We start from the raw sequence: 26,411 nt of genomic DNA, 5'->3' as shown, positions 1-26,411 counted from the left end.
CCACCTCACCGTCCACCCAATCGCTACCTCTGCACCCACACCCGCCACAAATTTGTGCAACCCTTGCACCACAACCGCAGGCACGGCGCTGTTTTGGTGCTGTACTGCACCGGGCTCCACGATAAAGCGCAATGACGGCCGCTGTGGCATAAGTCTTGCGCGCGTTGTACTCATGCCCAGGCTCGCAGGAGGCCGCCGTGTCGATACATGTCGCGTTGCACCACGTTACGCATTACCGCTACGACCGTGCTGTCGAACTCGGCCCACAAATTGTGCGCTTGCGCCCGGCAGCCCATAGCCGCACGCGGATCCTGTCTTACGCGCTGAAAGTGCTGCCCGAGCAGCATTTCATCAATTGGCAGCAAGACCCCCAGGGCAATTACCTGGCGCGCCTGGTGTTCCCGGAAAAAACCGACCAACTGCGCATCGAAGTCGATCTGGTCGCCGAGATGGCGGTGTTCAATCCGTTCGACTTTTTCCTGGAACCCTACGCCGAAAAAATCCCCTTCAGCTACGCCGCCGATGAGCAGCGCGAGCTGGCGCCGTACCTGGAAACCTTGCCGCTGACGCCAAGGTTTGCCGCCTACCTGGCCGGTATTGACCGCACACCCTTGCCTGCGGTGGATTTCCTGGTTGGGCTGAACCAGCGCCTGGCCGCCGATATCGGCTACCTGATCCGCATGGAACCGGGCGTGCAAACCCCGGAATTCACCCTGGAAAACGCTTCCGGCTCCTGCCGCGACTCGGCCTGGCTGTTGGTGCAATTGCTGCGCAATCTTGGCTTGGCGGCGCGATTTGTCTCTGGTTATCTGATTCAGCTCACCGCTGACGTCAAAGCCCTCGACGGCCCCTCCGGCACCGAAGTGGACTTCACCGACCTGCACGCCTGGTGCGAAGTGTATTTGCCCGGCGCCGGCTGGATCGGCCTGGATGCCACCTCCGGTTTATTTGCCGGTGAAGGGCATATCCCATTGGCCTGCAGCCCCGATCCATCGTCTGCCGCACCCATCAGTGGGTTGGTGGAACCGTGCGAATGCGAATTTACTCATGAGATGTCGGTGGAGCGTATATGGGAAGCCCCTCGGGTAACCAAGCCCTACACCGAAGAACAATGGCTGGCGATCCAGGCCCTGGGCCGACAGATTGACGGCGACCTGCTCAAGCATGACGTGCGCCTGACCATGGGCGGCGAGCCAACTTTCGTGTCCATCGACGACCCCGACGGCGCCGAATGGAACACCGCCGCCCTGGGGCCGGACAAGCGTCGCCTGTCCGCCGAGCTGTTCCAGCGCCTGCGCCGGCACTATGCACCCCAGGGCCTGGTGCATTTCGGCCAGGGCAAGTGGTACCCCGGCGAGCAACTGCCGCGTTGGTCGCTCAATTGCTACTGGCGCCGCGATGGGGTGCCGATCTGGCACAACAGTGCGCTGATCGCCGATGAGCAAGAGGACTATGGGGCTGACGGCGCGATGGCCGGACGTTTCCTGGCCAGCGTCGCCGAGCGTCTGAGGTTGCCGGCGCGCTTTGTGTTCCCAGCCTTTGAGGACAACTTCTACTACCTGTGGCGCGAAGGCACACTGCCGCAAAACGTTAGCGCCCAGGACCCGCGCTTGAGCGACGAACTGGAGCGCGAACGCCTGCGCAAAGTCTTCGTCCAGGGCCTGGACAAGGTCATCGGCCAAGTGCTGCCGTTGGCGCGCACCGCCGCCAATGATCGCTGGCAGAGTGGGCGCTGGTACTTGCGCGATGACCACTGCCGCCTGGTGCCGGGCGATTCGCCGTTGGGTTATCGGCTGCCGTTGGCTTCGCAGCCGTGGGTGACAGCGGCGGAGTATCCGTTCATACACCCGACCGACCCGAACCAGGATCAGCCGCAGCTGCCCACGACCGCGCAGTTGCACAGCCACGACGAGCCGGCCCCAAGTGATGAGCGTGTGCCAAAGGTCGACGAATCCGCCGATTGGCTGACCCGCACTGCGCTGTGCGCTGAAGCGCGGGAAGGACGCCTGTACCTGTTCATGCCGCCGCTGGAACGCGTGGAGGATTATCTGGAGCTGGTGACGGCCATCGAGGCCACCGCCCAGGAACTGCATTGCCCCGTGTTGCTGGAAGGCTACGAGCCACCCGCCGACACACGCCTGAGCAATTTTCGCGTGACGCCGGACCCGGGTGTGATCGAGGTCAACGTGCAGCCATCCGCCACCTGGGATGAGTTGGTGGAACGCACCGAATTTCTTTACGAAGAAGCCCGGCAAACCCGCCTGACCACCGAGAAATTCATGATCGACGGGCGCCACACCGGCACCGGCGGTGGTAACCACTTCGTCCTCGGCGGTGCGACGCCCAAGGACTCACCATTCCTGCGTCGCCCCGATTTGCTGCGCAGTCTGATCAGCTACTGGCATAACCATCCGTCGCTGTCCTACCTGTTCTCCGGCCTGTTTATCGGCCCGACCTCCCAGGCGCCACGGGTGGATGAGGCGCGCAACGATGCGCTGTATGAACTGGAAATCGCCTTCGCGCAGATGCCGGCACCGGGCGAGGAATGCCCGCCGTGGTTGGTGGACCGCCTGTTGCGCAACTTGCTGATCGACGTGACCGGCAACACCCATCGCGCCGAATTTTGTATCGACAAACTCTACTCGCCGGAGGGTGCCACCGGCCGCCTGGGGCTGCTGGAGTTGCGCGCTTTCGAAATGCCACCCCATGCGCGCATGAGCCTGACTCAGCAATTGCTGCTGCGCGCGCTGGTCGCACGGTTCTGGCGCGAACCTTATGCGCCGCCGAAGCTGGCGCGTTGGGGCACCGAACTGCATGACCGCTTTTTGTTGCCGCATTTTATCGAACAGGACTTTGCCGACGTCATTGTCGAGCTCAACGCTGCCGGTTATCCGCTGCGGGCCGAGTGGTTTGCCGCGCATCTGGAGTTCCGCTTTCCCAAAGTGGGTGATTACGCCGTCAGCGGTATCGAACTGGAACTGCGCCAGGCCCTGGAGCCTTGGCATGTGCTGGGTGAGGAGGGCGCGGTAGGCGGCACGGTACGTTATGTGGATTCGTCCCTGGAGCGCCTGCAAGTCAAGTTGACTGGCCTGCCGGCGCAGCGCTATCTGCTGACCTGCAACGGCATACCCGTGCCGCTGCAACCGACCGGTCGGGTGGGAGAGTTTGTTGCCGGTGTGCGTTACCGCGCCTGGCAACCGGCCAACTGCCTGCAACCGACCATTGCAGTCCATGCGCCGTTGGTGTTCGACCTGCTCGACACCTGGATGCAGCGCTCGCTGGGGGGCTGTCAATACCATGTGGCGCATCCGGGCGGGCGCAATTACGACAGCTTGCCGGTCAATGCCAATGAGGCAGAGAGCCGGCGAATGGCGCGGTTTTTCCGGTTGGGGCATAGCCCTGGCAAGCTTGTGGTGCCGACTGTAGTGGTGAACGGTGAATTGCCAATGACCCTGGATTTGCGGCGTTTTACAAAAAATAAGGAATGAACATGATCCAAGTGTGGGAGCTGGCTTGCCTGCGATAGCGGTGGTTCAGTCGATAGTTCTGGTGACTGACACACCGCTATCGCAGGCAAGCCAGCTCCCACATTGGATCGTAGTGAATTTGAGTTAACCTGACTTCCCTTGCCTCTGCCGAGCGTTCCATGTCCGACTTGCTCGACCGTTACCCGCTGACCGCGGGCACCTATCACGAACTGCTGGACGCCGGCGGCGCGGTGCGTGCCCATTGGCAGCGCCTGCTCGACCATCTGCAACGCAGTACGCCCGCACAATTGGCCCAGCGCCAGGCGTTGCTGACGCGGCAGATCCAGGAAAACGGCGTGACGTATAACGTCTACGCCGACCCCAAGGGCGCTGATCGCCCGTGGGAGCTGGACCTGCTGCCCCATGTGCTGGCCGCTGATGAGTGGCGGCAGTTGTCGGCCGGTATCGCCCAGCGCGCGCGTCTGCTCAATGCGGTACTCGCCGACCTCTATGGTCCGCAACGCCTGATCAAAGAGGGGCTGTTGCCTGCCGAGCTGGTATTTGGGCATAACAACTTTTTATGGCCGTGCCAGGGTATCCAGCCGCCGGACGGTGCTTTTCTGCACCTGTACGCCGTGGATCTGGCGCGTACTCCCGATGGCCGTTGGTGGGTCACCGCCGACCGTACCCAGGCGCCGTCGGGCGCCGGCTACGCCTTGGAAAACCGCACCATTGTGTCTCGCGCCTTCCCGGATCTGTACCGTGACTTGCAGGTGCAGCACCTCACCGGTTTTTTTCGCACCTTGCAGGAAACCCTGGCCCGCCAGGCGCCCGGCGATGACCAGCCGCCACTGATCGTGCTGCTCACGCCGGGGCGTTTCAACGAAAGCTATTTCGAACATCTGTATCTCGCCCGCCAGCTCGGCTACCCACTGGTAGAAGGCGGCGACCTTACCGTGCGCGACAGCACGGTGTTCCTGAAAACCCTCAGCGGTCTGCGCCGGGTCCACGCGATCATGCGCCGCCTGGATGACGATTTCTGCGACCCTCTGGAGCTGCGTACCGACTCGGCCCTGGGCGTGCCCGGCCTGCTTGACGCCGTGCGCCAAGGCAATGTGCTGGTGGCCAATGCCTTGGGCAGCGGCGTGCTGGAGTCGCCGGGCTTGTTGGGGTTCCTGCCGAAGATCAACGAGTTCCTGTTCGGTGAAGCGCTGATCCTGCCGTCGATTGCCACCTGGTGGTGCGGCGAGGCACCGGTGCTGGCCGAGGCACTGGAGAAGCTCCCGGAACTGTTGATCAAGCCGGCGTTTCCTTCGCAAAGTTTCGCCCCGGTGTTCGGTCGTGATTTGAATGAACAACAACGCCAGGCCCTGGCCGAGCGGATGCGCGCGCGGCCTTACGCCTATGTCGCCCAGGAGCTGGCGCAGTTGTCCCAGGCGCCGGTGTGGCATACCGAAGAAGATCATCTGCAACACCGCGCCATCGGGATGCGTGTGTACGCGGTAGCCAGCGATGAGGGGTATCGCGTGCTGCCCGGTGGCCTGACCCGTGTGGCCGCCGACGCCGATGCCGAAGTGGTGTCGATGCAACGCGGCGGTGCGAGCAAGGACACATGGGTGCTCGGCGAGCGCGCCAGCGCTGGTGAACAGTGGCGTGCCCAGCGCGCCATTGGCGTGCATGATCTGGTGCGCCGCGACCCGTATCTGCCGTCACGGGTGGTGGAAAACCTGTTCTGGTTTGGCCGTTATTGCGAACGCTGCGATGACAGTGCGCGCTGGCTGCGCATTGTGCTGGCGCGTTATGTCGACGGCGACGATCCGTTGGCATTGCAGGCGGCGGTCGAACTTGGAGAAAGCCTGCGCCTGTTGCCGGAGGAGGGCGAGCTACCGGAGCGTCTGCTCGCGGCCTTGCTCGGTGATGACTGGCCCTCAAGCCTGCGCGCCAATTTGCAGCGCTTGCAGTGGGCAGCGTCCCAGGTGCGCGGCAAGCTGTCGCGGGAAAACTGGCAGGCCCTGGTGGAGCTGCAACGCGAAGCCATGGAGCTGGAAAGCCAGGCCCCGGACTTCGGCGAGCTGCTGGATTTTCTCAACCGTTTGGTGATGTCTTTGGCGGCGCTGTCCGGGTTTGCCCTGGATGATATGACCCGCGATGAAGGCTGGCGCTTTTTGATGATGGGCCGGCGCATTGAGCGTCTGCAATTTCTGAGTACCAGCCTGGCAGCGTTCCTGCGCGGTGTGGCGGTGTTCGATCAGGCGGGGCTGGAGTGGTTGCTGGAGCTGGGCAACAGCAGCATCACCTATCGCTCGCGCTACCTGGCGGTGCCGCAGCTGATCCCGGTGCTCGACCTGTTGTTACTCGATGAGCAGAATCCCCATGCGGTGCTGTTCCAGCTCAAACTGGTGAGCCGTACCGTGCGTCGCCTCAATGATGATTTTGGGGTGCCCAGGGAAACCGGCCTCGCGCCGTTGGTGGAGCGCCTGGGGCGCTTTGACCTGGGGTGCCTGGAGAACCCGTTGTTTGGCGAGCCCAGTGTGCGTGCCGCGCTGGATGGCCTGGCCGACCTGCTGCAAGCGGTCGCCGATGAGAGCGGGCAAGTGTCGGATCGCCTGGCGCTGCGCCATTTTGCCCATGTGGATGATGTCAGCCAGCAAACGGTGTCGGTGTGATGAGTGCGCGCTATCAGATTTTTCACGATACCCATTACCACTACGACAGCCCGGTGTCCCTGGCCCAGCAGCTGGCGCATTTGTGGCCACGGCCGTGTGCGTGGCAGCGTTGCACCTGGCAAACCCTGGACATCAGCCCGCCGCCCTCTTCACGCCGTGATGAGCTGGACGTGTTTGGCAACCCGATCACGCGCCTGGCGTTCGAGCGTCCTCATGATGAGCTGCTGGTCAATGCCGGGTTGACCGTGGAAGTGCTGGCGCGACCCGCGCTGGATCTGGGGCAATCGCCGGCGTGGGACCGCACCCGTGACAGTTTTACCTACAGCAGCCAGGCGCTGTCGATGGAGGTGATTGAAGCCTGCCGCTATCGCTTCGAATCGCCTTACGTGCATCTGAAAAAAACCTTCGTCGAGTTCTCTGAAAGCTGCTTCCCGCCTGGCGAGCCGTTGTTGGTCGGCGCGCAGGCGTTGATGCAAAAGATTTTCAGCGAATTCACTTTTGATGCCGAAGCCACTCAGGTCGCCACGCCGCTGGTGGAGGTGCTGGAGCGCCGTCGCGGTGTGTGCCAGGACTTCGCCCACCTGATGCTCGCCTGCCTGCGCTCACGGGGGCCTGGCGGCGCGCTACATCAGCGGCTACCTGCTGACCCAGCCACCGCCCGGCCAGCCACGGCTGATCGGCGCCGATGCGTCCCATGCGTGGGTCTCGGTGTTCTGCCCGCGGTCGGGCTGGGTGGATTTCGATCCGACCAACAATGTGCAGCCGGCACTGGAGCACATCACTCTGGCCTGGGGCCGGGATTTCTCCGATGTGTCGCCGTTGCGTGGGGTGATTCTGGGAGGAGGGAGCCATGACCCGGAGGTGCGGGTGACGGTGATGCCGCTGGAGTAGCGGTGGGTTGGGGTGAACAGGGAGGGCCTGCTCACCTCAACAAAATTTATTCAGCCGGGTCTTTCGGGGTTTCGGTCTCGTCAGTTGCTGCTTCACCTTCCGCATCCGGGTTCAGCGCGCCGGCTTCTTCGTCTGCAGCGGCTTTCTTGCGTTGCAGCTTTTCCTCTTTCTTCTGTTCCTTTGCCAAGTCTCTCTGACGTTTGGCGAAGGAGTAATTAGGTTTGGCCATGGGCGATCCTCTAGGGTCGAAGGTGAGGGTAGGCGGCGCGCAGCTGCCTTGGGTCGTCATGGTAGCAGCTTCAGGGGGCCCTTTGCTTTCACTTACCGCAGGCGTAGGCGGCCAGCAGGCCGTTGAACAGGTGATTGAGGTGCATGGCATGAACTCCCGTGAGTGATGGGGCGATCATAGGCAGGGTGCGGCAGTTTGGCTGGTTGATTGTGTTGATCAACCTGATAGCCTAAAGTTGTATACAATCTGTTGATGCAGATCATAAGAAACTAAGCCTGCTTGAGGCACCCTTGTCGCAATACGCGTTTTCTAACCCTGCCCTGGAGATTCACATGTTCGCCAAACTCGTTGCTGTTTCCCTGCTGACTCTGGCTAGCGGCCAGTTGCTTGCTGCAGAGTGCAAGGTCACTGTCGACTCCACCGACCAGATGTCTTTCAATACCAAAGAAATCACCATCGACAAGAGCTGCAAGCAGTTCACCGTTGAGCTGACTCACTCGGGCAACCTGCCCAAGAACGTGATGGGGCATAACTGGGTGCTGACCACTGAAGCCAACATGCAGCCTGTGGCTACTGACGGTATGGCTGCAGGTATCGATAAGGATTATCTGAAAGCCGGTGATGAGCGCATCATCGCCCACACCAAGATCATTGGTGCTGGCGAGAAAGACTCGGTGACCTTCGACGTCTCCAAGCTCAAAGCCGATGAGAAGTACAGCTTCTTCTGCTCGTTCCCTGGCCACATCTCGATGATGAAAGGCACTGTGGTTCTGAAGTAAGACCGCGTTATCGTTCATCGCAGGCAAGCCAGCTCCCACATTCGACCGCATTCTCATGTTGGAACTCGGTCAAGTGTGGGAGCTGGCTTGCCTGCGATGGCGGTCTACCTCACGGCGCAAACGGCATCACCCGCTTGTGCTCAGTCTTGCGATACGTCTCGCAGATAATCCTGAACGCTTCCTCACGCACCGGCTCACCGTGCAGGAACGCATCAATCTCTGCATAGGTCACGCCATGTGACGCTTCGTCCGGCTTGCCCGGCGACAAGTCTTCCAGGTCCGCCGTCGGGATCTTTTCTACCAGTGACTCGGGCGCACCAAAATGCCGGGCAATCGCTCGCACCTGGTTTTTCACCAGCCCGCTCAATGGCGCCAGATCGCAGGCACCATCACCGAACTTGGTGAAAAAGCCCATCACCGCTTCCGCCGCATGGTCGGTACCAATGACCAGGCCACTGGCCGCGCCGGCGATGGTGTACTGCGCCACCATGCGCATACGCGCCTTGGTGTTGCCCAGTACGAAGTCGCGGGACACCGCCGCCTTGCCTTCAAACGCTGCTACTTCATTGGCCAGGGCTTTGACCGCCGGGCCGATGTTGACGGTGTGGCGCTCGTCCGGCTCGATGAAGTCCACCGAAGCCTGGGCTTCGTGTTCGTCGAACTGGGTTTCGTAGGGCAGGCGCACGGCGATAAAACGATAAGCCTCATCGCCAGTGCTGGCGCGCAGTTCCTGCACGGCACGTTGGGCCAACAGGCCTGCGGTCAGGGAGTCGACGCCGCCGCTGATGCCCAGCACCAGGGCCTTGAGCCCGGAATTGCGCAGGCAGTCCTGGATAAAGGCTACGCGCCTGGCGACTTCTGCCTCCAGTGCGGCCTGGTCTTTGAACGGCGCTTGCACCTTGAGCTGCTGCGCAATCTCACGCTGTACGGCTTGCATGCTTCACTCCTTGCTGGATAGGGCAGGTACTTTGAAAACGTGACGCAAATAGGCGACAAAATTCGGGTCGGTGCAATGGGTCTTGCCCGCTTCATCGGAAATCTTGGCGACGGGCTGGCCATTGCAGGCGGTCATTTTAAGCACGATGCTCATCGGTTCCACCCCCGGAATGTCGCAGGTGAGGTTGGTGCCGATACCAAAGCTCACATTGATCCGACCCCGCAACGCGCGGAATATTTCCAACGCCTTGGGCAGCGTCAGACTGTCGGAGAACACCAGGGTCTTGCTCATCGGCTCGATGCCCAGCTTGTGATAGTGAGCGATGGCTTTTTCCGCCCACTGAATCGGATCGCCGGAGTCGTGGCGCAGGCCGTCGAACAGCTTGGCAAAGTACAAGTCGAAGTCACCGAGGAAGGCGTCCGTGGTGATGCAGTCGGTCAAGGCGATGCCCAGCAGGCCACGGTACTCGCGTACCCAGCAATCCAGGGCGGCGATCTGGCTGTCGATCAGGCGCGGGCCCAGTTGCTGGTGGGCCATGATCCATTCATGGGCCATGGTACCCAGCGGTTTCATATCGAATTCGCGAGCCAGGTGCACGTTGCTGGTGCCGACAAAGCGCCCTGGGAAGTCGTGTTTGAGCACGCTTACCACTTCTTCCTGCACGCGGTACGAGAAGCGGCGGCGCGTGCCGAAGTCGGCCACTTGCAGTTCCGAGAGTTCATCGCTGGCGGCATTGGCCGTCAGCCAATCGAACTTGCGGTACAGCTGTTCGCGGGCCTGTTCGAGGATCACGGTCTGGTAGCGATAGCGGTTACGCACTTCGCTGACGATGGCCAGCATCGGCACTTCAAACAGGATCACATGCAGCCACGGTCCGCGCAGGCGGATAAACAACTCACCGTTCTCGATACCGGTCTGCACATACCGCATATTGAAGCGGAACAGCCCGAGGAAGCGCAAAAAATCCGGCTTCATAAAGCTGATGCGTTCCAGAAAACCCAATTGATCGGGGCTCAGGCTCAACTCGGCGAGGCGTTCGATCTGGTAACGGATTTCCGCCAGGTACGGGCGCAGGTCTTCGCTGTTGCGGCAACGGAACTCCCATTCAACTTCCACATTGGGGTAGTTGTGCAGCACCGCCTGCATCATGGTCAGCTTGTAGAAGTCGGTGTCGAGCAGGTTCTGCACGATGCGATCGGCAAACACACTCTCGCTCATAACGGGAATCTCCAGACGGCTCGGCGATGGGCGCCGGCCTTTACGCACAATTAAGGAAGGGGGCTAGTGGCGCATAGACGTGGGTCGGTTTGCCAGTGATTTTTTTGCCACGGCCACTGGCGCTATCGGGAGCAAGCCCCCTCCCACAGGTTGAAATGCGTTCCAAATGTGGGAGGGGGCTTGCTCCCGATAGCGGTATTCCAGGCACTAAATAACCTGCTCAAGCATCCACTTCACAAATTCCCTGACCTTCGGCACCTCCGCCGAATGCTCCGGATAAGCCAGGTAATACGCATCCTGGCTCGGCATCGCATGTTGCCAGGGAATCACCAGCTTGCCCTCGGCCAACTCCTCTTCCACCAGAAAGCGCGGCAACAGCGCCACGCCACAACCCACTTGCGCGGCCCGAATGCACATATAGAAGGTGTCGAACCGCGGCCCGTGGTAGCTGTGCTCGGTGTGGAAGCCCTGGCTGGCGAACCAGTCATGCCAGCCCTGGGGCCGCGAGGCGTTTTGCAGCAACACCAGGTCGCTCAGTTGCGTGGGGTCGGTGAAAGGCTGCGCCGGCAGGCTCTCCGGCGCGCATACCGGCACCAGCTCTTCACTGAACAGCTTCAGGCTCTCGGTACCAGGGCGTGCGCCCTGGCCGAAATAGAACGCCATGTCAGCCTTGCCTTGCAGCAGCTCGTCCGGCTGCTGTTCGTTGCACAGGTCCAGGTGGATCTGCGGGTGACGCAGGCGCCAACCCTTGAGGCGCGGCACCAGCCAGCGCGCGCCGAAGGTATAGGGCGTGGACACGCGCAGCACCTCGGTCTCGCCGCCGTAGGAGCGCAGGTAATGGGTAGACATCTCCACCTGGGTGAGGATCTTGCGCACTTCCACCAGGTACAGATCGCCCGCCGGGGTCATCTGCAAGCGGCGGCGTACCCGGCGAAACAGCAGGTGCTGCAACAACTCTTCCAACTGCGCCACCTGTTTGCTCACGGCGCTTTGTGTGAGGTTCAGCTCTTCGGCGGCGCGGGTGAAGCTCAGGTGGCGGGTGGCGGCTTCGAAGCACTGCAGAGCGGTGATCGACGGCAAATGTCTTTTGTTCAGCACGGCTTGCCTCTTTTTATTCTTTGCATGAATAAACGGAATGATATCTCGCCTAATCGTCGTTTGTTGGCAAGTCTTGGGCCAGCTACAAATAGGGCCAGGATCGCCGTGCGTATTGCGGCGCGAATTTTTGTATGCAGATTGAAGGAGTGACCCATGGTTGCCGCATTGCTTGATCGTCTCGGGGTAAACCCGGCGCTGTACCAGGCGGGCAAACAGCCCGTGCATTCGCCGATTGATGGCAGCCGTATCGGCAGTGTGCACTGGGAAGGCGCCGCCGAGGTGGAGCAACAGGTCAGTCGTGCCGAGCATGCATTTGAGGCTTGGCGCAAAGTGCCGGCGCCGCGGCGTGGCGAGCTGGTGCGCCAGTTTGGCGACGTACTGCGCCAATACAAGGCCGACCTGGGCGAACTGGTCTCCTGGGAAGCCGGCAAGATCACCCAGGAAGGCTTGGGTGAAGTCCAGGAAATGATCGACATCTGCGACTTCGCCGTGGGCCTGTCCCGACAGTTGTACGGCTTGACCATCGCCTCCGAGCGCCCAGGCCACCATATGCGTGAAACCTGGCACCCGCTGGGCGTGGTCGGGGTGATCAGCGCCTTCAACTTCCCGGTGGCCGTATGGGCCTGGAACACCGCGCTGGCATTGGTGTGCGGCAACGCAGTGATCTGGAAACCCTCTGAAAAGACCCCGCTCACCGCCCTGGCATGCCAGGCGCTGTTCGAGCGCGTATTGAGCAAGTTTGACGATGCTCCCGAATACTTGAGCCAGGTGATCATCGGCGGCCGCGACGCCGGCGCCGCGCTGGTGGACGACCCGCGTGTGGCCCTGATCAGTGCCACCGGCAGTACGCGCATGGGCCGCGAAGTGGCGCCGAAAGTCGCGGCGCGCTTCGCCCGTAGCATTCTTGAACTGGGTGGCAACAACGCGATGATCCTCGGCCCAAGCGCCGACCTGGACATGGCCGTGCGCGCCATCCTGTTCAGCGCCGTCGGCACTGCCGGCCAACGCTGCACCACCTTGCGCCGGCTGATCGCCCATGAATCGGTCAAGGAGGACATCGTCACCCGCCTCAAGGCGGCCTACTCCAAGGTGCGCATCGGCCACCCGCTGGAAGGCAACCTGATCGGCCCGCTGATCGACAAGCAGGGTTTTGACAACATGCAGGACGCCCTGGAGCAAGCCTTGAGCGAAGGCGGCAAGGTGTTCGGCGGCAAGCGCCAACTGCAAGACACATTCCCCAACGCTTACTACGTCTCGCCGGCAATTGTGGAAATGCCCGAGCAAAGCGACGTGGTGTGTACGGAAACCTTCGCGCCGATTCTCTACGTGGTCGGCTACACCGACTTCGCCGAAGCCCTGCGCTTGAACAACGCGGTGCCACAGGGGCTGTCGTCATGCATCTTCACCACGGATGTGCGTGAAGCCGAGCAATTCATGTCGGCGGTGGGCAGTGATTGCGGGATTGCCAACGTCAATATCGGCCCGAGCGGCGCGGAGATCGGGGGGGCCTTTGGTGGTGAAAAAGAGACTGGCGGCGGGCGAGAGTCGGGTTCGGATGCGTGGCGCGGGTATATGCGCCGCCAGACCAATACCGTGAACTACTCGCTGGAATTGCCTCTGGCCCAAGGCATTACCTTCGACTGAGCCCTCGCGTCGAAGTGAGATCAAAATGTGGGGGGGCTTGCTCCCGATAGCAGTGTTTCAGTCAGCAAATCTGTAGCTGACCCACCGCTATCGGGAGCAAGCCCCCTCCCACATTTGATCAGATTTTCAATTCTGAAAAGTTGTTTGTTAGGTCTCATCGGAGTCTGGCAATGGCACTACGCGAAACATGTTTATGGGAACACCTCACCCCCGGCCGGCCGGATCGTGCCGCGCTCAGGGGCGCGCTCAAGGTGGATGTCTGCGTGATCGGTGCCGGTATCACCGGTTTGTCGGCGGCCATTCATTTGCTGGAGCAGGGTAAAAGCGTTGCCGTGCTGGAGGCCCATCGTACCGGCCATGGCGGCTCGGGGCGTAACGTCGGGTTGGTCAATGCCGGCATGTGGATCCCGCCAGACGAGATCGAAGCCGGGTTCGGCACGGCGGTTGGCAGCCAGCTCAACCGCATGTTGGGCGCAGCGCCGGCCCTGGTATTCAGCCTGATCGACAAATACAAGATCGATTGCCAATTGCGCCGCGAGGGCACCTTGCACATGGCCCACAACGCCCGTGGCGAGGCGGATTTGCGCAGTCGTGAAGAGCAATGGAAGCGCCGTGGCGCGCCGGTCGAATTGCTCACCGGGCAGGCGTGTGAGCAAGCTACCGGCACCCAAAAAATCTCCGCCGCCTTGCTCGATCGACGGGCCGGCACCCTGAACCCCATGGCCTACACCACGGGCTTGGCGAATGCCGCCGCAGCGCTGGGCGGGCAGTTGTTTGACCATTCCCCGGTCACCCAGCTTGAGCGCCAAGGTGCCGATTGGTCGGTGCAGACCGCCGAGGGCGCGGTGCAGGCCGCTCAGGTGGTGATCGCCTCTAACGCCTACACCGAAGGCGAATGGACCGAGTTGCGGCGCAATTTTTTCCCCGGCTATTACTATCAGGTGGCGTCAGCGCCGCTGACCGATGATGCCGCCCGGCAAATCCTCCCCGGTGGCCAGGGCTCGTGGGATACGCGCCAGGTACTGAGCAGCATCCGTCGCGATGCCGATGGCCGTCTGTTGCTTGGCAGCCTGGGCAATGGCAACCAGAAACCTGCCTGGTTCCTCAAGGCGTGGGCCGATCGGGTGCAGCAGCACTACTTCCCGTATCTCAAATCGGTGCAGTGGGAATACACTTGGACCGGCTGCATCGCGTTTACCCCGGACCATCTGATGCGCCTGTTCGAACCCGCCCCTGGCCTGGTCGCAGTCACCGGCTATAACGGGCGTGGTGTGACCACCGGCAGTGTGGTCGGCAAGGCGTTTGCCGACTATCTGTGTCACCAGAATCCCCAGGCCTTGCCGATCCCCTTTGCACCGATGCAGCCACTGGCGGGTGCAGGTCTGCGCAGTTGCCTGTATGAAGCAGGATTCTCGCTGTATCACGCCGGGCAATGTCTGAGGATCGTGATCTGATCAGCGAAATACCGCTCAAAAGCCTGCGTTTTCTTAGCAGGCTACCCATCTGTATTGGTGCAAGGCGTAGCAATCACGCACTGTAAATGTGCAGTTCCGTTACGCACGTTGTTACAGGTGTAGGAACTGTCGTTTATCCCTCTGGTTGCAGCTGCGACCTGTCAGGGTTGTACTTTCTTGGTTCGTTGGTTGCACCTATCGGGGCTAGACGGTTGCACGTCCTGGCAAAAGGCGTCGAAACGCCTGTAATAACAATGACACCGTGTCTTTTTGAAGAATAAAAAAGTAATGGCACGCGGCTTGCTCTGAGCTTTCAGTGAAAAGTTTGAATGCAAGTTGTCGTGCCAAAAATCAAAAATATCGGAGCACCACTCATGTCCCAGACGTTTTACAAGAAAGGTTTTCTGGCCCTCGCCGTTGCAGCGGCGCTGGGTGTTTCTACGTTTGTTCAAGCTGATGTGAAAATTGGTGTGGCGGGCCCGATGACGGGTGCCAACGCCGCTTTCGGTGAGCAGTACATGAAGGGTGCCCAGGCGGCAGCCGACGTTATCAACAAGGCCGGCGGCATCAACGGTGAGCAGATCAAGCTGATTGCCGGCGATGACGCCTGCGAACCCAAGCAAGCCGTGGCCGTGGCCAACCGCCTGGCGGACCAGGACAAGGTGATCGGTGTGGTCGGGCACTTCTGCTCGTCCAACACCATCCCGGCGTCTGAGGTCTACGACGAAGCCGGCATCATCGCCATCACCCCAGGCTCCACCAATCCACAGGTCACCGAGCGCGGCCTGGCCGCGATGTTCCGTATGTGCGGGCGTGACGACCAGCAAGGCATCGTCGCCGGCGACTACATCGTCGATGTGCTCAAGGGCAAGAAAGTCGCGGTGATCAACGACAAGGACACCTACGGCAAAGGCCTGGCCGACGCCACCGCTGCGCAGTTGACCAAGCGTGGCGTCAAGCCGGTGCTGGAAGAGGGCCTGACCCGTGGCGAGAAAGACTTCAGCGCCCTGGTCACCAAGATCCGCTCCCTGGGCGCCGACGTCGTGTACTTCGGCGGCTTGCATCCAGAGGCCGGCCCATTGGTGCGCCAGATCCGTGAAGCGGGCCTCAAAGACGTCAAGTTCATGTCCGATGACGGCGTAGTGACCGACGAACTGGTGGCGACCGCCGGTGGTGCGCAGTACGTCGATGGCGTCTACATGACCTTCGGCGCCGATCCGCGCCTGTTGCCGGACAGCAAGACCGTGGTTGAAGAGTTCCGCAAAAACGGCACCGAGCCTGAAGGCTACACCCTGTATGCCTACGCCTCGATCCAGGCCCTGGCCGCCGGCTTCAACGGTGCCAAGTCCAACAAGGGCGAAGACGCGGCCAAGTGGTTCAAGGCCAACCCCGTGCAGACGGTAATGGGCAAGAAGGAATGGGACGGCAAAGGTGACCTGAAAGTCTCTGACTATGTGGTTTACCAGTGGGACAAGGACGGTAAGTACCATCAGCTGGAAAAACAGAAGTAAGGCTGAGCACCACAGTTCCAATGTGGGAGGGGGCTTGCTCCCGATAGCGCAGTGTCAGCCAACACATGCATGACTGACCCACCGAAATCGGGAGCATGCCCCCTCCCACAGGGGAACGGTGTTGTTATTGAGATCTGTTTTTTCCTCCAGAAGCGCCGCACACCCACCGGTGTGCAGGTGCTCACCGCGTGAGATTGCGTTATGGATGGTATTTTCCTGCAGCAACTGGTCAACGGCCTGACCCTCGGGTCGGTCTATGGCCTGATCGCCATCGGCTACACAATGGTCTATGGCATCATTGGCATGATCAACTTCGCCCACGGCGAGGTTTATATGATTTCCGCTTACCTCGCGGCGATCAGTCTGGCACTGCTGGCTTACTTCGGCATCGAATCCTTCCCGCTGCTCATTCTCGGCACCTTGATCTTCACCGTGGTCGTCACCGGCGTGTACGGTTGGGTCATTGAACGGGTCGCCTATAAACCGTTGCGCAACTCCACCCGACTGGCTCCGCTGATCAGCGCCATCGGCATCTCGCTGATCCTGCAGAACTACGCACAGATCGCCCAGGGCGCCAAGCAACAAGGTATCCCGACCCTGCTGGCCGGCGCCTGGCGCGTCGATATCGGCACTGGCTTCGTGCAACTGACCTACACCAAAGTGTTCATCCTCGTGGCGGCATTCGCCGGCATGGCGTTGCTCACCTACATCATCAAGTACACCAAGCTGGGTCGCATGTGCCGCGCCACCCAGCAAGACCGCAAGATGGCCTCGATCCTGGGCATCAACACCGACCGGGTGATCTCCTACGTGTTCGTCATCGGCGCGGCCATGGCTGCCCTGGCCGGCGTGCTTATCACCCTCAACTACGGCACCTTCGACTTCTATGCCGGCTTCATCATCGGCATCAAGGCGTTTACCGCGGCGGTACTCGGCGGCATCGGCTCCCTGCCTGGGGCGATGCTGGGCGGGATCATCCTCGGTATCTCCGAGTCGCTGTTCTCGGGGTTGATCAACTCTGACTACAAAGACGTGTTCAGTTTCTCCCTGCTGGTGGTGATTCTGATTTTCCGTCCCCAGGGCCTGCTTGGTCGCCCACTCGTGGCGAAGGTGTAAACATGTCTGCTGCCAAATCCATTGATATCAAGAAAAGTGTGGTCGATACGGTCCTCGCCGGGCTGATTTCGCTGATCGTGTTCGGGCCCATCGTCGGCGTAGTGCTCGACGGCTACAGCTTCAACCTGGAGCCGCTGCGCGTTGCCACGTTGGTCGCCATCGTCATGGCTGGGCGTTTCGCCTTGAGCCTGTTCCTGCAAACCCCCAAGGGTGTGAAGATCCTGCAGGGCTTCGAAAGCAGCGGCTCGGGCGTGCATGTGCTGCCACCGGACTACAAGTCGCGGCTGCGCTGGATCATCCCGGCGCTGATCGTGATCGCCATCGTGTTTCCGATCTTCGCCAACAAATACCTGCTGACCGTGGTGATTCTCGGGCTGATCTACGTGTTGCTTGGTCTGGGCCTGAACATCGTGGTGGGCCTGGCCGGTCTGCTCGACCTGGGTTACGTGGCGTTCTATGCCATCGGTGCCTATGGCCTGGCGCTGGGTTATCAATACCTCGGCCTGGGGTTCTGGACGGTGCTGCCGCTGGCGGCAATCGCGGCGGCACTGGCGGGGTGCATACTCGGCTTCCCGGTGCTGCGAATGCACGGTGACTACCTGGCCATCGTGACCCTGGGCTTTGGTGAAATCATCCGCCTGGTGCTCAACAACTGGCTGTCATTCACCGGCGGCCCCAACGGTATGCCGGTGCCTTCGCCAACCTTCCTGGGCCTGGAGTTCGGCAAGCGTGCAAAGGATGGCGGCATCCCGTTTCACGAGTTCTTCGGCATCGATTACAACCCCAACATCAAGTTCATGTTCATCTACATCGTGCTGTTTCTGGTGGTGCTGGCCGTGCTGTACATCAAGCATCGCCTCACGCGTATGCCGGTCGGTCGCGCCTGGGAAGCCTTGCGTGAAGATGAAATCGCCTGTCGTTCCATGGGCCTGAATCACGTATTGGTCAAGCTCTCGGCGTTCACCATTGGGGCTTCCACTGCCGGATTGGCGGGTGTGTTTTTTGCCAGTTACCAGGGCTTCGTCAATCCGTCGTCGTTTACCTTCTTCGAGTCGGCGTTGATCCTGGCCATCGTGGTGTTGGGCGGCATGGGCTCGACGGTGGGCGTGGTGATTGCGGCGTTTGTGCTGACCGTGGCGCCTGAATTGCTGCGCAGCTTCTCCGAATACCGCGTGCTGCTGTTTGGCGTGTTGATGGTGGTGATGATGATCTGGAGACCGCGTGGCTTGATTCGGATCAGCCGCACCGGTGTGACGCCACGCAAGGGGGTAGCGCCATGAGCAAGGAAGTCGTGCTATCTGTCGAACACCTGATGATGCACTTCGGTGGCATCAAGGCCCTGAGCGATGTCAGCCTCAAGGTCGAACGCAACTCGATATTTGCCCTGATCGGCCCCAACGGCGCCGGCAAAACCACGGTGTTCAACTGCCTCACCGGCTTTTACAAAGCCAGCGGCGGCAAGATCGAACTCAACGTGCGCGGCAAGCAAACCAACGTCATCCAGTTGTTGGGTGAGCGCTTTGAGGCCACCGACTTCGTGTCGCCCAAAAGCTTCCTCAGCCGCGTGTACTACAAGATGTTCGGCGGCACCCACCTGGTAAACCGCGCCGGCCTGGCACGGACCTTCCAGAACATTCGCCTGTTCAAGGAAATGTCGGTGCTGGAAAACCTGCTGGTGGCCCAGCACATGTGGGTCAACCGCAACATGCTCGCGGGCATCCTCAATACCAAGGGCTACCGCAAGGCTGAAAGTGACGCCCTGGACTGTGCGTTCTACTGGCTGGAGGTTGTGGACCTGGTGGATTGCGCCAACCGCCTGGCTGGCGAGCTCTCCTATGGCCAGCAGCGCCGCCTGGAAATCGCCCGCGCCATGTGCACGCGGCCGCAGATCATCTGCCTGGACGAACCGGCAGCGGGCCTCAACCCTCAGGAAACCGAAGCCCTCAGCGCGATGATTCGCCTGCTGCGCGACGAACACGACCTCACGGTGGTGCTGATCGAACACGACATGGGCATGGTGATGAGTATTTCCGACCACATTGTGGTGCTGGACCACGGCAACGTGATCGCCGAAGGCGGCCCCGACGCGATCCGCAACGACCCGAAAGTGATCGCCGCCTACCTGGGCGCGGACGAAGAGGAGTTGGTATGAGCGCACCTATCCTCGAAATGAAGGACCTGGACGTGTTCTACGGCCCGATCCAGGCGTTGAAGAAAGTCTCGCTGCACATCAACGAAGGCGAAACCGTCAGCCTGATCGGCTCCAACGGCGCGGGAAAGTCCACGCTGCTGATGTCGATCTTCGGCCAGCCTCGGGCCGAGTCGGGGCAGATTCTGTACAACGGCGTCGACATTACCCACAAGTCGTCCCACTACATCGCCTCCAACGGCATTGCACAGTCGCCGGAAGGGCGGCGGGTGTTCCCCGACATGACCGTCGAGGAAAACCTGCTGATGGGCACCATCCCCATTGGCGACAAGTTTGCCAGCGAGGATATGCAACGCATGTTCGAGCTGTTCCCCAGGCTCAAGGAGCGGCGTAACCAGCGCGCCATGACCATGTCCGGCGGCGAGCAGCAAATGCTCGCCATCGCTCGTGCGCTGATGAGCCGGCCCAAACTGTTGCTGCTCGACGAGCCAAGCCTGGGACTGGCGCCGATTGTGGTGAAGCAGATCTTTTCTACCCTGCGCGAGCTGGCGTCTACCGGGATGACCATCTTCCTGGTGGAGCAGAACGCCAACCATGCGCTGCGCTTGTCGGATCGGGCGTATGTGATGGTCAATGGCGAGATTCGCCTGACGGGCACCGGTAAAGAGCTGCTGGTGAACGAGGAAGTGCGCAACGCCTACCTGGGCGGTCACTGACCTCAAGTCCAGACACATCACCCCTGTGGGAACCTGGCCTTATGTGGGAGCCGGGCTTGCCCGCGATAGCATCACCTCGGTTTAGCTGGCATACCGAGGTGGCTGCATCGCAGGTAAGCCAGCTCCCACCCAAGGCCCGGTTCCCACATTTGTTTTTGCGGTGTCAACAAGCCCTCCACCAAATTGTGGAAAACAAATCCAGCCCACCTCCAAAGCGCGACATATAGCCGCCGCAAATCCCTGTTTTGTCACAGTTTTGACTTGTCCCCATCCACTGTGGAACCGGCTGTGGGTAACGTGGGTGTACTTGGCTGAAAGCCTTTGAATACGGGGCCTGTAGCGTTGTGGTTGTTTTTTGATCGGCGGCTTTTTCTCGACCCTCTACCGGCTTTGTCAACCTGTTTAAAGACACAGGTATATGACCGGAATATGTCCATCCAGCCTGTGGATAAGTCTGTGACTAAACTCTGGAAAGACGCCCGCAGGGGCCGGAATGACTGGCCTGAAGCCATCGTTGCGTTTTTCCGAATTTTTCAGGGGCTACATACGCCCCAGCCAAGGTCAAGCAAAAAACTTTCTAAAAACGCCTGCAAGCCTTGTACACAGTGGCTTCGAGCGATTTGCACTTGCCCCCAAAGACTGTGGGCGCAGTTGTGGATAACCTGCGCGCATATGGCTGCAGGCCACGTTTTATAAGGCTTTGCTTGGGGTGGTTAAAAAACGCACAGTTGCGTGTGAAGTTACGTGCGTAGCGGTTGCCGCAGCCGCGGCGGAAGGGCATTCTGCTGGCAACTTTTTTCCCCGATGCACTCAAGGAGAACACCATGTCCGACACGCTATTCATTACTGGCGCTACTTCAGGTTTCGGCGAGGCCTGTGCCCGTCGTTTTGCCGAAGCCGGCTGGAAACTGGTGCTCACCGGTCGTCGTGCCGAGCGCTTGAATGCCTTGGTCGAAGAACTTTCCAGGCAGACCGAAGTGCATGGCCTGGTGGTGGATGTGCGCGATCGCAAAGGCATGGAGGAGGCCATCGCCAACTTGCCGCCGTCGTTCGCCAAACTGCGTGGCCTGATCAACAACGCTGGCCTGGCCGTGGGCACTGATCCGGCCCCCAAGTGCGACCTCGACGACTGGGAAACCATGGTCGACACCAATATCAAGGGCCTGCTGACCACTACCAACCTGCTGCTGCCGCGCCTGATTGCTCATGGCCGTGGTGCGGGGATCATCAACCTGGGTTCCATCGCCGGTAACTACCCGTACCCCGGCAGCCATGTGTATGGCGGCTCCAAGGCGTTCGTGAAGCAGTTCTCGTTGAACCTGCGCTGCGACCTGCAAGGCACTGGCGTGCGTGTGACCAACATCGAGCCGGGCCTGTGCGAGAGCGAGTTCTCGCTGGTGCGCTTTGGCGGTGACCAGGCGCGTTATGACGCCACCTACGCAGGTGCCGAGCCGATTCAGCCGCAGGATATTGCCGACACGATTTTCTGGGTGATGAATACGCCGGCGCACGTGAATATCAACCGGTTGGAGCTGATGCCTGTGAGCCAGACCTGGGCTGGGTTTGCGATTGAGCGGGGGGCCAAGGGCTAAGGCGATCGCTTCTGTGGCGAGGGAGCAAGCTCCCTCGCCACAATGTTTTCCGATAGCTTTTAAGTGCGGCAAATCGGCCAAAATGCGGCATAAGGTACACTCCGCTCCTGAAAACCCTCCGCACTGTGCGGTTTAAAGGTTTTGACAGGAGGAAATGTGAGTAACCGAGGTGAGCAGGCACTGCTCAAACAATCGACCATCCTGATGTTCGCCGTGGCGATCGCCGGGATTGTCACGGGTGTCATATCCGGCGCCCAATCCATTTTATTCGACGGCTTTTTCTCGCTGATCGCCACCGCCATCAAGGTGCTGATGCTGATCACGGCCAAGCTGATCGCCAAGAAAAGCAACGAGCGCTTCCAGTTCGGCTATTGGCACCTGGAACCGATGGTGCTGTTGATCGAAGGCAGTTTCCTGCTGCTGATCGCCATCTACGCGTTCCTCAATGGTGTGTTCGGCATCATCAACGGCGGGCGCGAGATCGAGTTGGGGCTGGTGATCATTTATGCGGCGGTGTTTACCGTCGTGGAGTTCGCCTACTTCTTTTATGTGCGCTACCGCAACCGCACGCTTAAATCGTCGCTGATCCAGTTCGACAACATCAGTTGGCTGGTGGACGCAATGCTGTCGGTGGGCTTGCTGATCAGCTTCCTTGCCGCACTGCTGCTCAAGTCCCAGGGCTATGGCGAATGGGCGGTGTACGTCGACCCGCTGATTTTGATCCTGTTGGCCCTGAGTATGCTGGCGCCAGCGTTCAAGATCCTGCGCCCGGCGTTGCGTGAAGTGCTGGGGATCGCGCCGGATCACCTGGACGATAAAGTACGCGAAGTGATGGATGCGGCGCAGGCCAGGCATGGTTTCGATGACTACGTGTCCTATGTGCAGAAGCACGGGCGGGCGCGGTTTATCGAGATTCATGTAGTGCTGCCGGCCGATTACCCAGTGGATAAGGTCGCGACCCTCGACAGGTTGCGCGAAGAGATATCCACAGGGCTGGGCACGCCGGATGCGGCGCGTTGGTTGACGATCAGTTTTACGGGCGATCGCAAGTGGATTGCATAACGTCTGTTAGACCGAGGTGAGGCTATCGCAGGCAAGCCAGCTCCCACATTGATTGGGTTCGCACATTAAGGTGTGGGAGCTGGCTTGCCTGCGATGGGGCCTTGCAGGTCAGCCCAGATGCTGGACCAGACCCTGATAGCAAGTCGCCAAATGATAAGGGGTGGTAGAAGGCATATCCCGCCGGCTCACCTTACCGTCGGCATCCAGGCATTCATGCCAGCCCTTTGCATGCAGAAAACGCTGTTGCAGCGCCAGCAATTGACGTTGCAGCACCGTCTCGCTGCCGGGACGCAAGGTCAGTGCTCGCAGGTATTCCGCCTGGGCCCAGATGCGCTGAGTGCCGTCGCGCACCGTGCCATCGAGTGCCAACATGCCACTGACCGCACCGCTTAACTTATCCACACCCTTTTGCTCGGCATAGGCAAACGCCCGTGTCAGTGATGCATGCAGCGGCGTGCCGCGCAGCACCTCTGAGGATTCCAGCAAAAAGAACCATTCGAACTGGTGCCCTGGCTCAAACCAGTTATCCACAGCGCCCAGCGGTTTCTCCAGCATCACGCCGTGCTCGCGGTCGATGAAGCGTTGCTGCATGGCCGTCGCCAGTGCCAGCAGTGCCGCTTGTACCTGCGCGTCCTCGCGTACCGCGAGGGTGGCGAGGAAGCCCTCGGCCAAGTGCATCAGCGGGTTTTGCAACGGGCCGGATTTCAGCGAGGCCCAGTTGCGCTCAAGTACGGCCTCATACAAGCCATCGCCTGTGGCAAAGCGTTGAGCCACAACTTCCAGTGCGGCGTTGAGCACTGACTCCACCAAGGGTTCACGCACCTTGGCCCAGTAATGGGCACAGGCAAAGATGATGAACGCGTGGGTGTAGAGGTCCTTGCGCTTGTCCAGCGGTTGGCCGGCCGGGTCGATGCTGTAGAACCAGCCGCCGTGCTCGGCATCATGGAAGTGCCGCTGCAGGGAGCGGAACAGCGCCGCCGCCCGTTCATCGGCAAAGGCCGCACCTGGCTCGCCGATCAGGCTGGCGAACAGGTACAGCTGCCGGGCGCACGCCATGGCGCGATAGCGTTGTGGGGGCAATGGTTGATGATCGGCATCCAGTGCCTCAAAGGGCAGTGCGAGGTCGGCATTCCAGCCCGGGCCTTGCCAGAGCGGCACGATCAGGTCATGGAAGTGCGTGAGCACAGGCGTCAGGGAATAGGGGGAAGCGATGGGCATTGGCTGGCGTCGTCACGGCAGGGGTGTTTGCCGCGCATGGTAGCAGGCTTGGGATCGGTGGTGTTTGTACTGGCACTATCGCGGGCAAGCCCGCTCCCACATTTTTGAAGTGTGAACCCTCTCAAATGTGGGAGCTGGCTTGCCTGCGATGAGGTCCTTGCAGTCGCTGACGATCAGCCCGCCAACAACCACACCCCAGTCGCTGCCGAAGCCGCCCCGGCCACCCGCACCAAGGGTGCTGCAGCCGCTGGCAAAAAGCGCACCACTGCATAACCGGCGGCATGCAACGCCGCAGTCGCACCCACAAACCCAATGGCATACGCCCAAGGGCTGGTCATGTCCGGCAGTTCAAGGCCATGGGCCACGCCGTGAAACAACGCAAACAACGCCGTGGCGCCCACCGCCATGAACAGCGGCGGCCGCACTGCCAGTGCCACGGCCAGGCCCAGGGCGAGCACCGAAGCGGCAATCCCGCTTTCCAGCGCCGGCAATTGCAGCCCTTCAAAACCCAACACCCCGCCGATCAGCATGGTGCCCACGAAGGTGCATGGCAGTGCCCAGCGCGCGACGCCTTTCTGTTGGGCCGCCCACAGGCCGACCGCAACCATGGCCAGCAAGTGATCGAGGCCGCCCAAGGGATGGCTGATGCCGGCCACCAGGCCATTGTCGCCGTGGCCAGGGTGCGCGAAGGCCAGGGCAGGGGCCAGCAGCAGCGCGGCAGCGGCGAAGAGTTTGTTGAGGCTCATGGACAGGTTCCTTATGGGTTGATCAGGCGGCGGTCAGCAAGCCCTGGCGTTCGATGAAGGCGACGATGTCGTCCAGGCCGACTCCGGTTTTCTGGTTGCTGAACACAAAGGGTTTGCCGTTGCGCATCCGCTGGGTGTCGCTGTTCATCAACTCCAGCGAGGCGCCCACCAGCGGGGCCAGGTCGATCTTGTTGATCACCAGCAAGTCGGATTTGCAAATACCGGGCCCGCCTTTGCGTGGCAGCTTGTCACCAGCGGACACATCGATCACATAAATGGTCAGGTCTGAGAGTTCCGGGCTGAAGGTGGCCGACAGGTTGTCGCCGCCGGACTCCACCAGGATCAGGTCCAGGCCGGGAAAGCGGCGGTTGAGCTGGTCCACGGCCTCAAGGTTGATCGAAGCATCTTCGCGAATCGCCGTGTGCGGGCAGCCGCCGGTCTCCACGCCGATGATGCGCTCCGGCGCCAGCGCCTTGTTACGTACCAGAAAGTCGGCGTCTTCGCGGGTATAGATGTCGTTGGTGACCACCGCCAGGTTATAGCGATCACGCAGCGCCAGGCACAGGGCCAGGGTCAGGGCGGTCTTGCCGGAGCCCACCGGGCCGCCGATTCCGACGCGCAGGGGTTGTGTGTTCATGTGCTTCTCCACAATAAAAAACGTTCAGGAACGAAACAGGCGGCTGTACTGGCGTTCGTGGGCCATGCACGCCAGGGACAGGCCAAAGGCGGCGCTGCCCAACCGCGCAGGGTCAATGCGCTCGGCGTCCTGCTGGGCTTGCTGTAGCAAGGGCAGCAGTTCGCTGGTCAGGCGTTGCGCGGCTTGCTGGCCCAGTGGCAGGGTTTTCATCAGCACGGCCAATTGGTTCTCCAGCCAGCTCCACAGCCACGCGGCGAGAGCATCGTCGGGGCTGATGTGCCAGGCGCGGGCGGCCAGGGCCCAGCCAAGAGCCAGGTGCGGTTCGCCGCGTTGTGCAAGGAACTCACGGGCGGTGCTGTCCAGTTCCGGTAAGCCATTGAGCAGTTGCTGCAGGGAGTAACCCATTTGCCGGCTCTCCTGATACAGCTCGCGGGTCTCACGGCTGGCGCGGTGTTCTTCGCACAATTGCGCCAGCCCAGGCCAGTCCTGTTCAGCGGCCGCGCGGCAATGGCCGAGCAACAGCGGCGCTTCGAAGCGCGCAAGGTTGAGCAGCAACTGATCGCTGATCCAGCGCCCTGCGCTCGCGGCATCCTGTACGCGGCCGTTGTCCACAGCCATTTCCAGGCCCTGGGAATAGCTGTAGCCGCCAATCGGCAACTGCGGACTGGCCAGGCGCAACAGCGCCCAGGCTGGGTTCATAGACGTACGCCGAACTGGTGCAGCTTGGGCGGGTAGTTGAAGTCTTCGTCGCCATGGCGCGAATGATGATGGCCGCCGCCGTAGGCGCCATGTTCCGGCTGGAACGGCGCCTCGATGGTTTGCGTGTCGGCGCCCAACTGTTCCAGCATCGCCTTGAGCACGTAGTCGTCGAGCAGGCGCAGCCAGCCGTCGCCGACTTGCAGGGCCACATGGCGGTTACCCAGGTGATAGGCAGCGCGGGTCAGTTCAAAGGCGTTGCGGCAAGTGACGTGCAGCAGTTGTTCAGGGCGGGCGCAAACGCGTACGACACGTCCGTCTTCAGCTTGTAGGAACTCGCCATCGTGCAAGGGCGGCTGTCCACGCTCCAAAAACAGGCCGACGTCTTCACCGTCGGCACTGAAACAGCGCAGGCGGCTTTTGCTGCGGGCTTCGAAGTTCAGCAGCAACTCAGCGGCCCAGAGGGCTTGGGGGGCGATTCGGCGGTGGATCACCAGCATCGGTAGGCTTCCAGCTATGAGCGATAGCAGTGCTAGAGCAAGGGGCTTGCCAACCTGCTATTGGCGTAGGAGTTTCCTGTCAGTG

21 protein-coding genes and 1 pseudogene are annotated in these 26,411 nt (G+C 61.0%); 13 read left to right on the top strand and 9 right to left on the bottom strand.

Annotated elements, in window-relative coordinates; genetic code table 11:
- Positions 1-197 precede the first annotated feature (197 nt).
- The 3 genes and pseudogenes from E4O98_RS14165 (at position 198) to E4O98_RS14155 (ending at position 7,024) form a co-directional block, all read left to right on the top strand.
- Positions 198-3,488 carry a transglutaminase family protein gene (locus E4O98_RS14165; protein WP_248135553.1) on the top strand — a complete coding sequence of 1,097 codons (3,291 nt, stop codon included), beginning with the start codon at positions 198-200 and terminating at the stop codon, positions 3,486-3,488.
- Positions 3,489-3,646: 158 nt separating this feature from the next.
- Positions 3,647-6,133, top strand: a complete 2,487-nt coding sequence (locus tag E4O98_RS14160; RefSeq protein ID WP_032878180.1) for a circularly permuted type 2 ATP-grasp protein — start codon at positions 3,647-3,649, stop codon at positions 6,131-6,133.
- A pseudogene (locus tag E4O98_RS14155) lies at positions 6,133-7,024 on the top strand (transglutaminase family protein). The gene E4O98_RS14160 and the pseudogene E4O98_RS14155 overlap by 1 nt, the downstream one beginning before the upstream one ends.
- Positions 7,025-7,070: 46 nt before the next feature.
- Here the strand turns inward: E4O98_RS14155 and E4O98_RS14150 are convergent.
- Positions 7,071-7,253, bottom strand: coding sequence for a hypothetical protein (locus E4O98_RS14150; RefSeq protein ID WP_005784271.1), 183 nt, complete (start codon positions 7,251-7,253; stop codon positions 7,071-7,073).
- 332 nt (positions 7,254-7,585) lie between these two features.
- Here E4O98_RS14150 and azu point away from each other — a divergent pair, with 332 nt between their 5' ends.
- Positions 7,586-8,032: an azurin gene (gene azu, locus E4O98_RS14145; protein ID WP_122732382.1), complete on the top strand. Its 447-nt coding sequence runs from the start codon at positions 7,586-7,588 to the stop codon at positions 8,030-8,032.
- Positions 8,033-8,141: 109 nt separating this feature from the next.
- On the opposite strand, the gene nadE is transcribed toward azu, so the two are convergent.
- The 3 genes from nadE to E4O98_RS14130 form a co-directional block, all read right to left on the bottom strand.
- On the bottom strand, positions 8,142-8,969 hold the full coding sequence (nadE, locus tag E4O98_RS14140; RefSeq protein ID WP_078820150.1) for an ammonia-dependent NAD(+) synthetase: 828 nt from the start codon (positions 8,967-8,969) through the stop codon (positions 8,142-8,144).
- A 3-nt stretch (positions 8,970-8,972) separates the two neighbouring features.
- Complete coding sequence (gene pncB / locus E4O98_RS14135) at positions 8,973-10,187, bottom strand: nicotinate phosphoribosyltransferase (RefSeq protein WP_248135551.1); 1,215 nt, start codon at positions 10,185-10,187, stop codon at positions 8,973-8,975.
- A 207-nt stretch (positions 10,188-10,394) separates the two neighbouring features.
- Positions 10,395-11,285 (bottom strand): LysR family transcriptional regulator, encoded by an 891-nt coding sequence (locus tag E4O98_RS14130; protein ID WP_078820151.1) that lies wholly within the window; start codon positions 11,283-11,285, stop codon positions 10,395-10,397.
- A 153-nt stretch (positions 11,286-11,438) separates the two neighbouring features.
- Here E4O98_RS14130 and E4O98_RS14125 point away from each other — a divergent pair, with 153 nt between their 5' ends.
- From E4O98_RS14125 to E4O98_RS14085, 9 genes are all read left to right on the top strand, one after another.
- Positions 11,439-12,929, top strand: coding sequence for an aldehyde dehydrogenase family protein (locus tag E4O98_RS14125; protein ID WP_032878171.1), 1,491 nt, complete (start codon positions 11,439-11,441; stop codon positions 12,927-12,929).
- A gap of 170 nt (positions 12,930-13,099) precedes the next feature.
- Complete coding sequence (locus tag E4O98_RS14120) at positions 13,100-14,383, top strand: FAD-binding oxidoreductase (RefSeq protein WP_032878169.1); 1,284 nt, start codon at positions 13,100-13,102, stop codon at positions 14,381-14,383.
- Between the two features lie 374 nt (positions 14,384-14,757).
- Positions 14,758-15,894, top strand: a complete 1,137-nt coding sequence (locus tag E4O98_RS14115) for a branched-chain amino acid ABC transporter substrate-binding protein (protein WP_248135549.1) — start codon at positions 14,758-14,760, stop codon at positions 15,892-15,894.
- A 201-nt stretch (positions 15,895-16,095) separates the two neighbouring features.
- A complete protein-coding gene (locus tag E4O98_RS14110; protein WP_003188099.1) occupies positions 16,096-17,010 on the top strand; it encodes a branched-chain amino acid ABC transporter permease in 915 nt (304 codons plus the stop codon).
- A 2-nt stretch (positions 17,011-17,012) separates the two neighbouring features.
- Entirely contained in the window at positions 17,013-18,290 is a 1,278-nt protein-coding gene (livM, locus tag E4O98_RS14105) for a high-affinity branched-chain amino acid ABC transporter permease LivM (protein ID WP_005784284.1), read from the top strand.
- Positions 18,287-19,162, top strand: a complete 876-nt coding sequence (locus tag E4O98_RS14100; RefSeq protein WP_005784285.1) for an ATP-binding cassette domain-containing protein — start codon at positions 18,287-18,289, stop codon at positions 19,160-19,162. The genes livM and E4O98_RS14100 overlap by 4 nt, the downstream gene beginning before the upstream one ends.
- A complete protein-coding gene (locus tag E4O98_RS14095) occupies positions 19,159-19,875 on the top strand; it encodes an ABC transporter ATP-binding protein (RefSeq protein ID WP_005784287.1) in 717 nt (238 codons plus the stop codon). The genes E4O98_RS14100 and E4O98_RS14095 overlap by 4 nt, the downstream gene beginning before the upstream one ends.
- A gap of 824 nt (positions 19,876-20,699) precedes the next feature.
- Positions 20,700-21,467, top strand: coding sequence for an SDR family oxidoreductase (locus E4O98_RS14090; RefSeq protein ID WP_186562749.1), 768 nt, complete (start codon positions 20,700-20,702; stop codon positions 21,465-21,467).
- Positions 21,468-21,623: 156 nt separating this feature from the next.
- A complete protein-coding gene (locus E4O98_RS14085; protein ID WP_005784289.1) occupies positions 21,624-22,529 on the top strand; it encodes a cation diffusion facilitator family transporter in 906 nt (301 codons plus the stop codon).
- Positions 22,530-22,637: 108 nt separating this feature from the next.
- Here the strand turns inward: E4O98_RS14085 and E4O98_RS14080 are convergent, their stop codons facing one another.
- The 5 genes from E4O98_RS14080 to ureE all read right to left on the bottom strand — a co-directional run bounded on the left by E4O98_RS14080 (position 22,638) and on the right by ureE (position 26,326).
- Complete coding sequence (locus tag E4O98_RS14080; protein WP_248135547.1) at positions 22,638-23,747, bottom strand: AGE family epimerase/isomerase; 1,110 nt, start codon at positions 23,745-23,747, stop codon at positions 22,638-22,640.
- 173 nt (positions 23,748-23,920) lie between these two features.
- Entirely contained in the window at positions 23,921-24,493 is a 573-nt protein-coding gene (locus E4O98_RS14075; RefSeq protein WP_032878162.1) for a HupE/UreJ family protein, read from the bottom strand.
- Between the two features lie 22 nt (positions 24,494-24,515).
- On the bottom strand, positions 24,516-25,130 hold the full coding sequence (gene ureG, locus E4O98_RS14070; RefSeq protein ID WP_005784294.1) for an urease accessory protein UreG: 615 nt from the start codon (positions 25,128-25,130) through the stop codon (positions 24,516-24,518).
- Between the two features lie 24 nt (positions 25,131-25,154).
- Positions 25,155-25,829 carry an urease accessory protein UreF gene (locus tag E4O98_RS14065; protein ID WP_032878161.1) on the bottom strand — a complete coding sequence of 225 codons (675 nt, stop codon included), beginning with the start codon at positions 25,827-25,829 and terminating at the stop codon, positions 25,155-25,157.
- Entirely contained in the window at positions 25,826-26,326 is a 501-nt protein-coding gene (ureE, locus tag E4O98_RS14060) for an urease accessory protein UreE (RefSeq protein WP_005784297.1), read from the bottom strand. Before ureE ends, E4O98_RS14065 begins: the two co-directional genes overlap by 4 nt.
- Between the last annotated feature and the right edge of the window lie 85 nt (positions 26,327-26,411).

The organism is Pseudomonas sp. W2Jun17 (genome assembly GCF_023127795.1).
GTDB lineage: Bacteria > Pseudomonadota > Gammaproteobacteria > Pseudomonadales > Pseudomonadaceae > Aquipseudomonas > Aquipseudomonas synxantha_A.
Note: the sequence above shows the minus strand (reverse complement) of the source record. Positions and strands in the feature narration are given on the sequence as shown.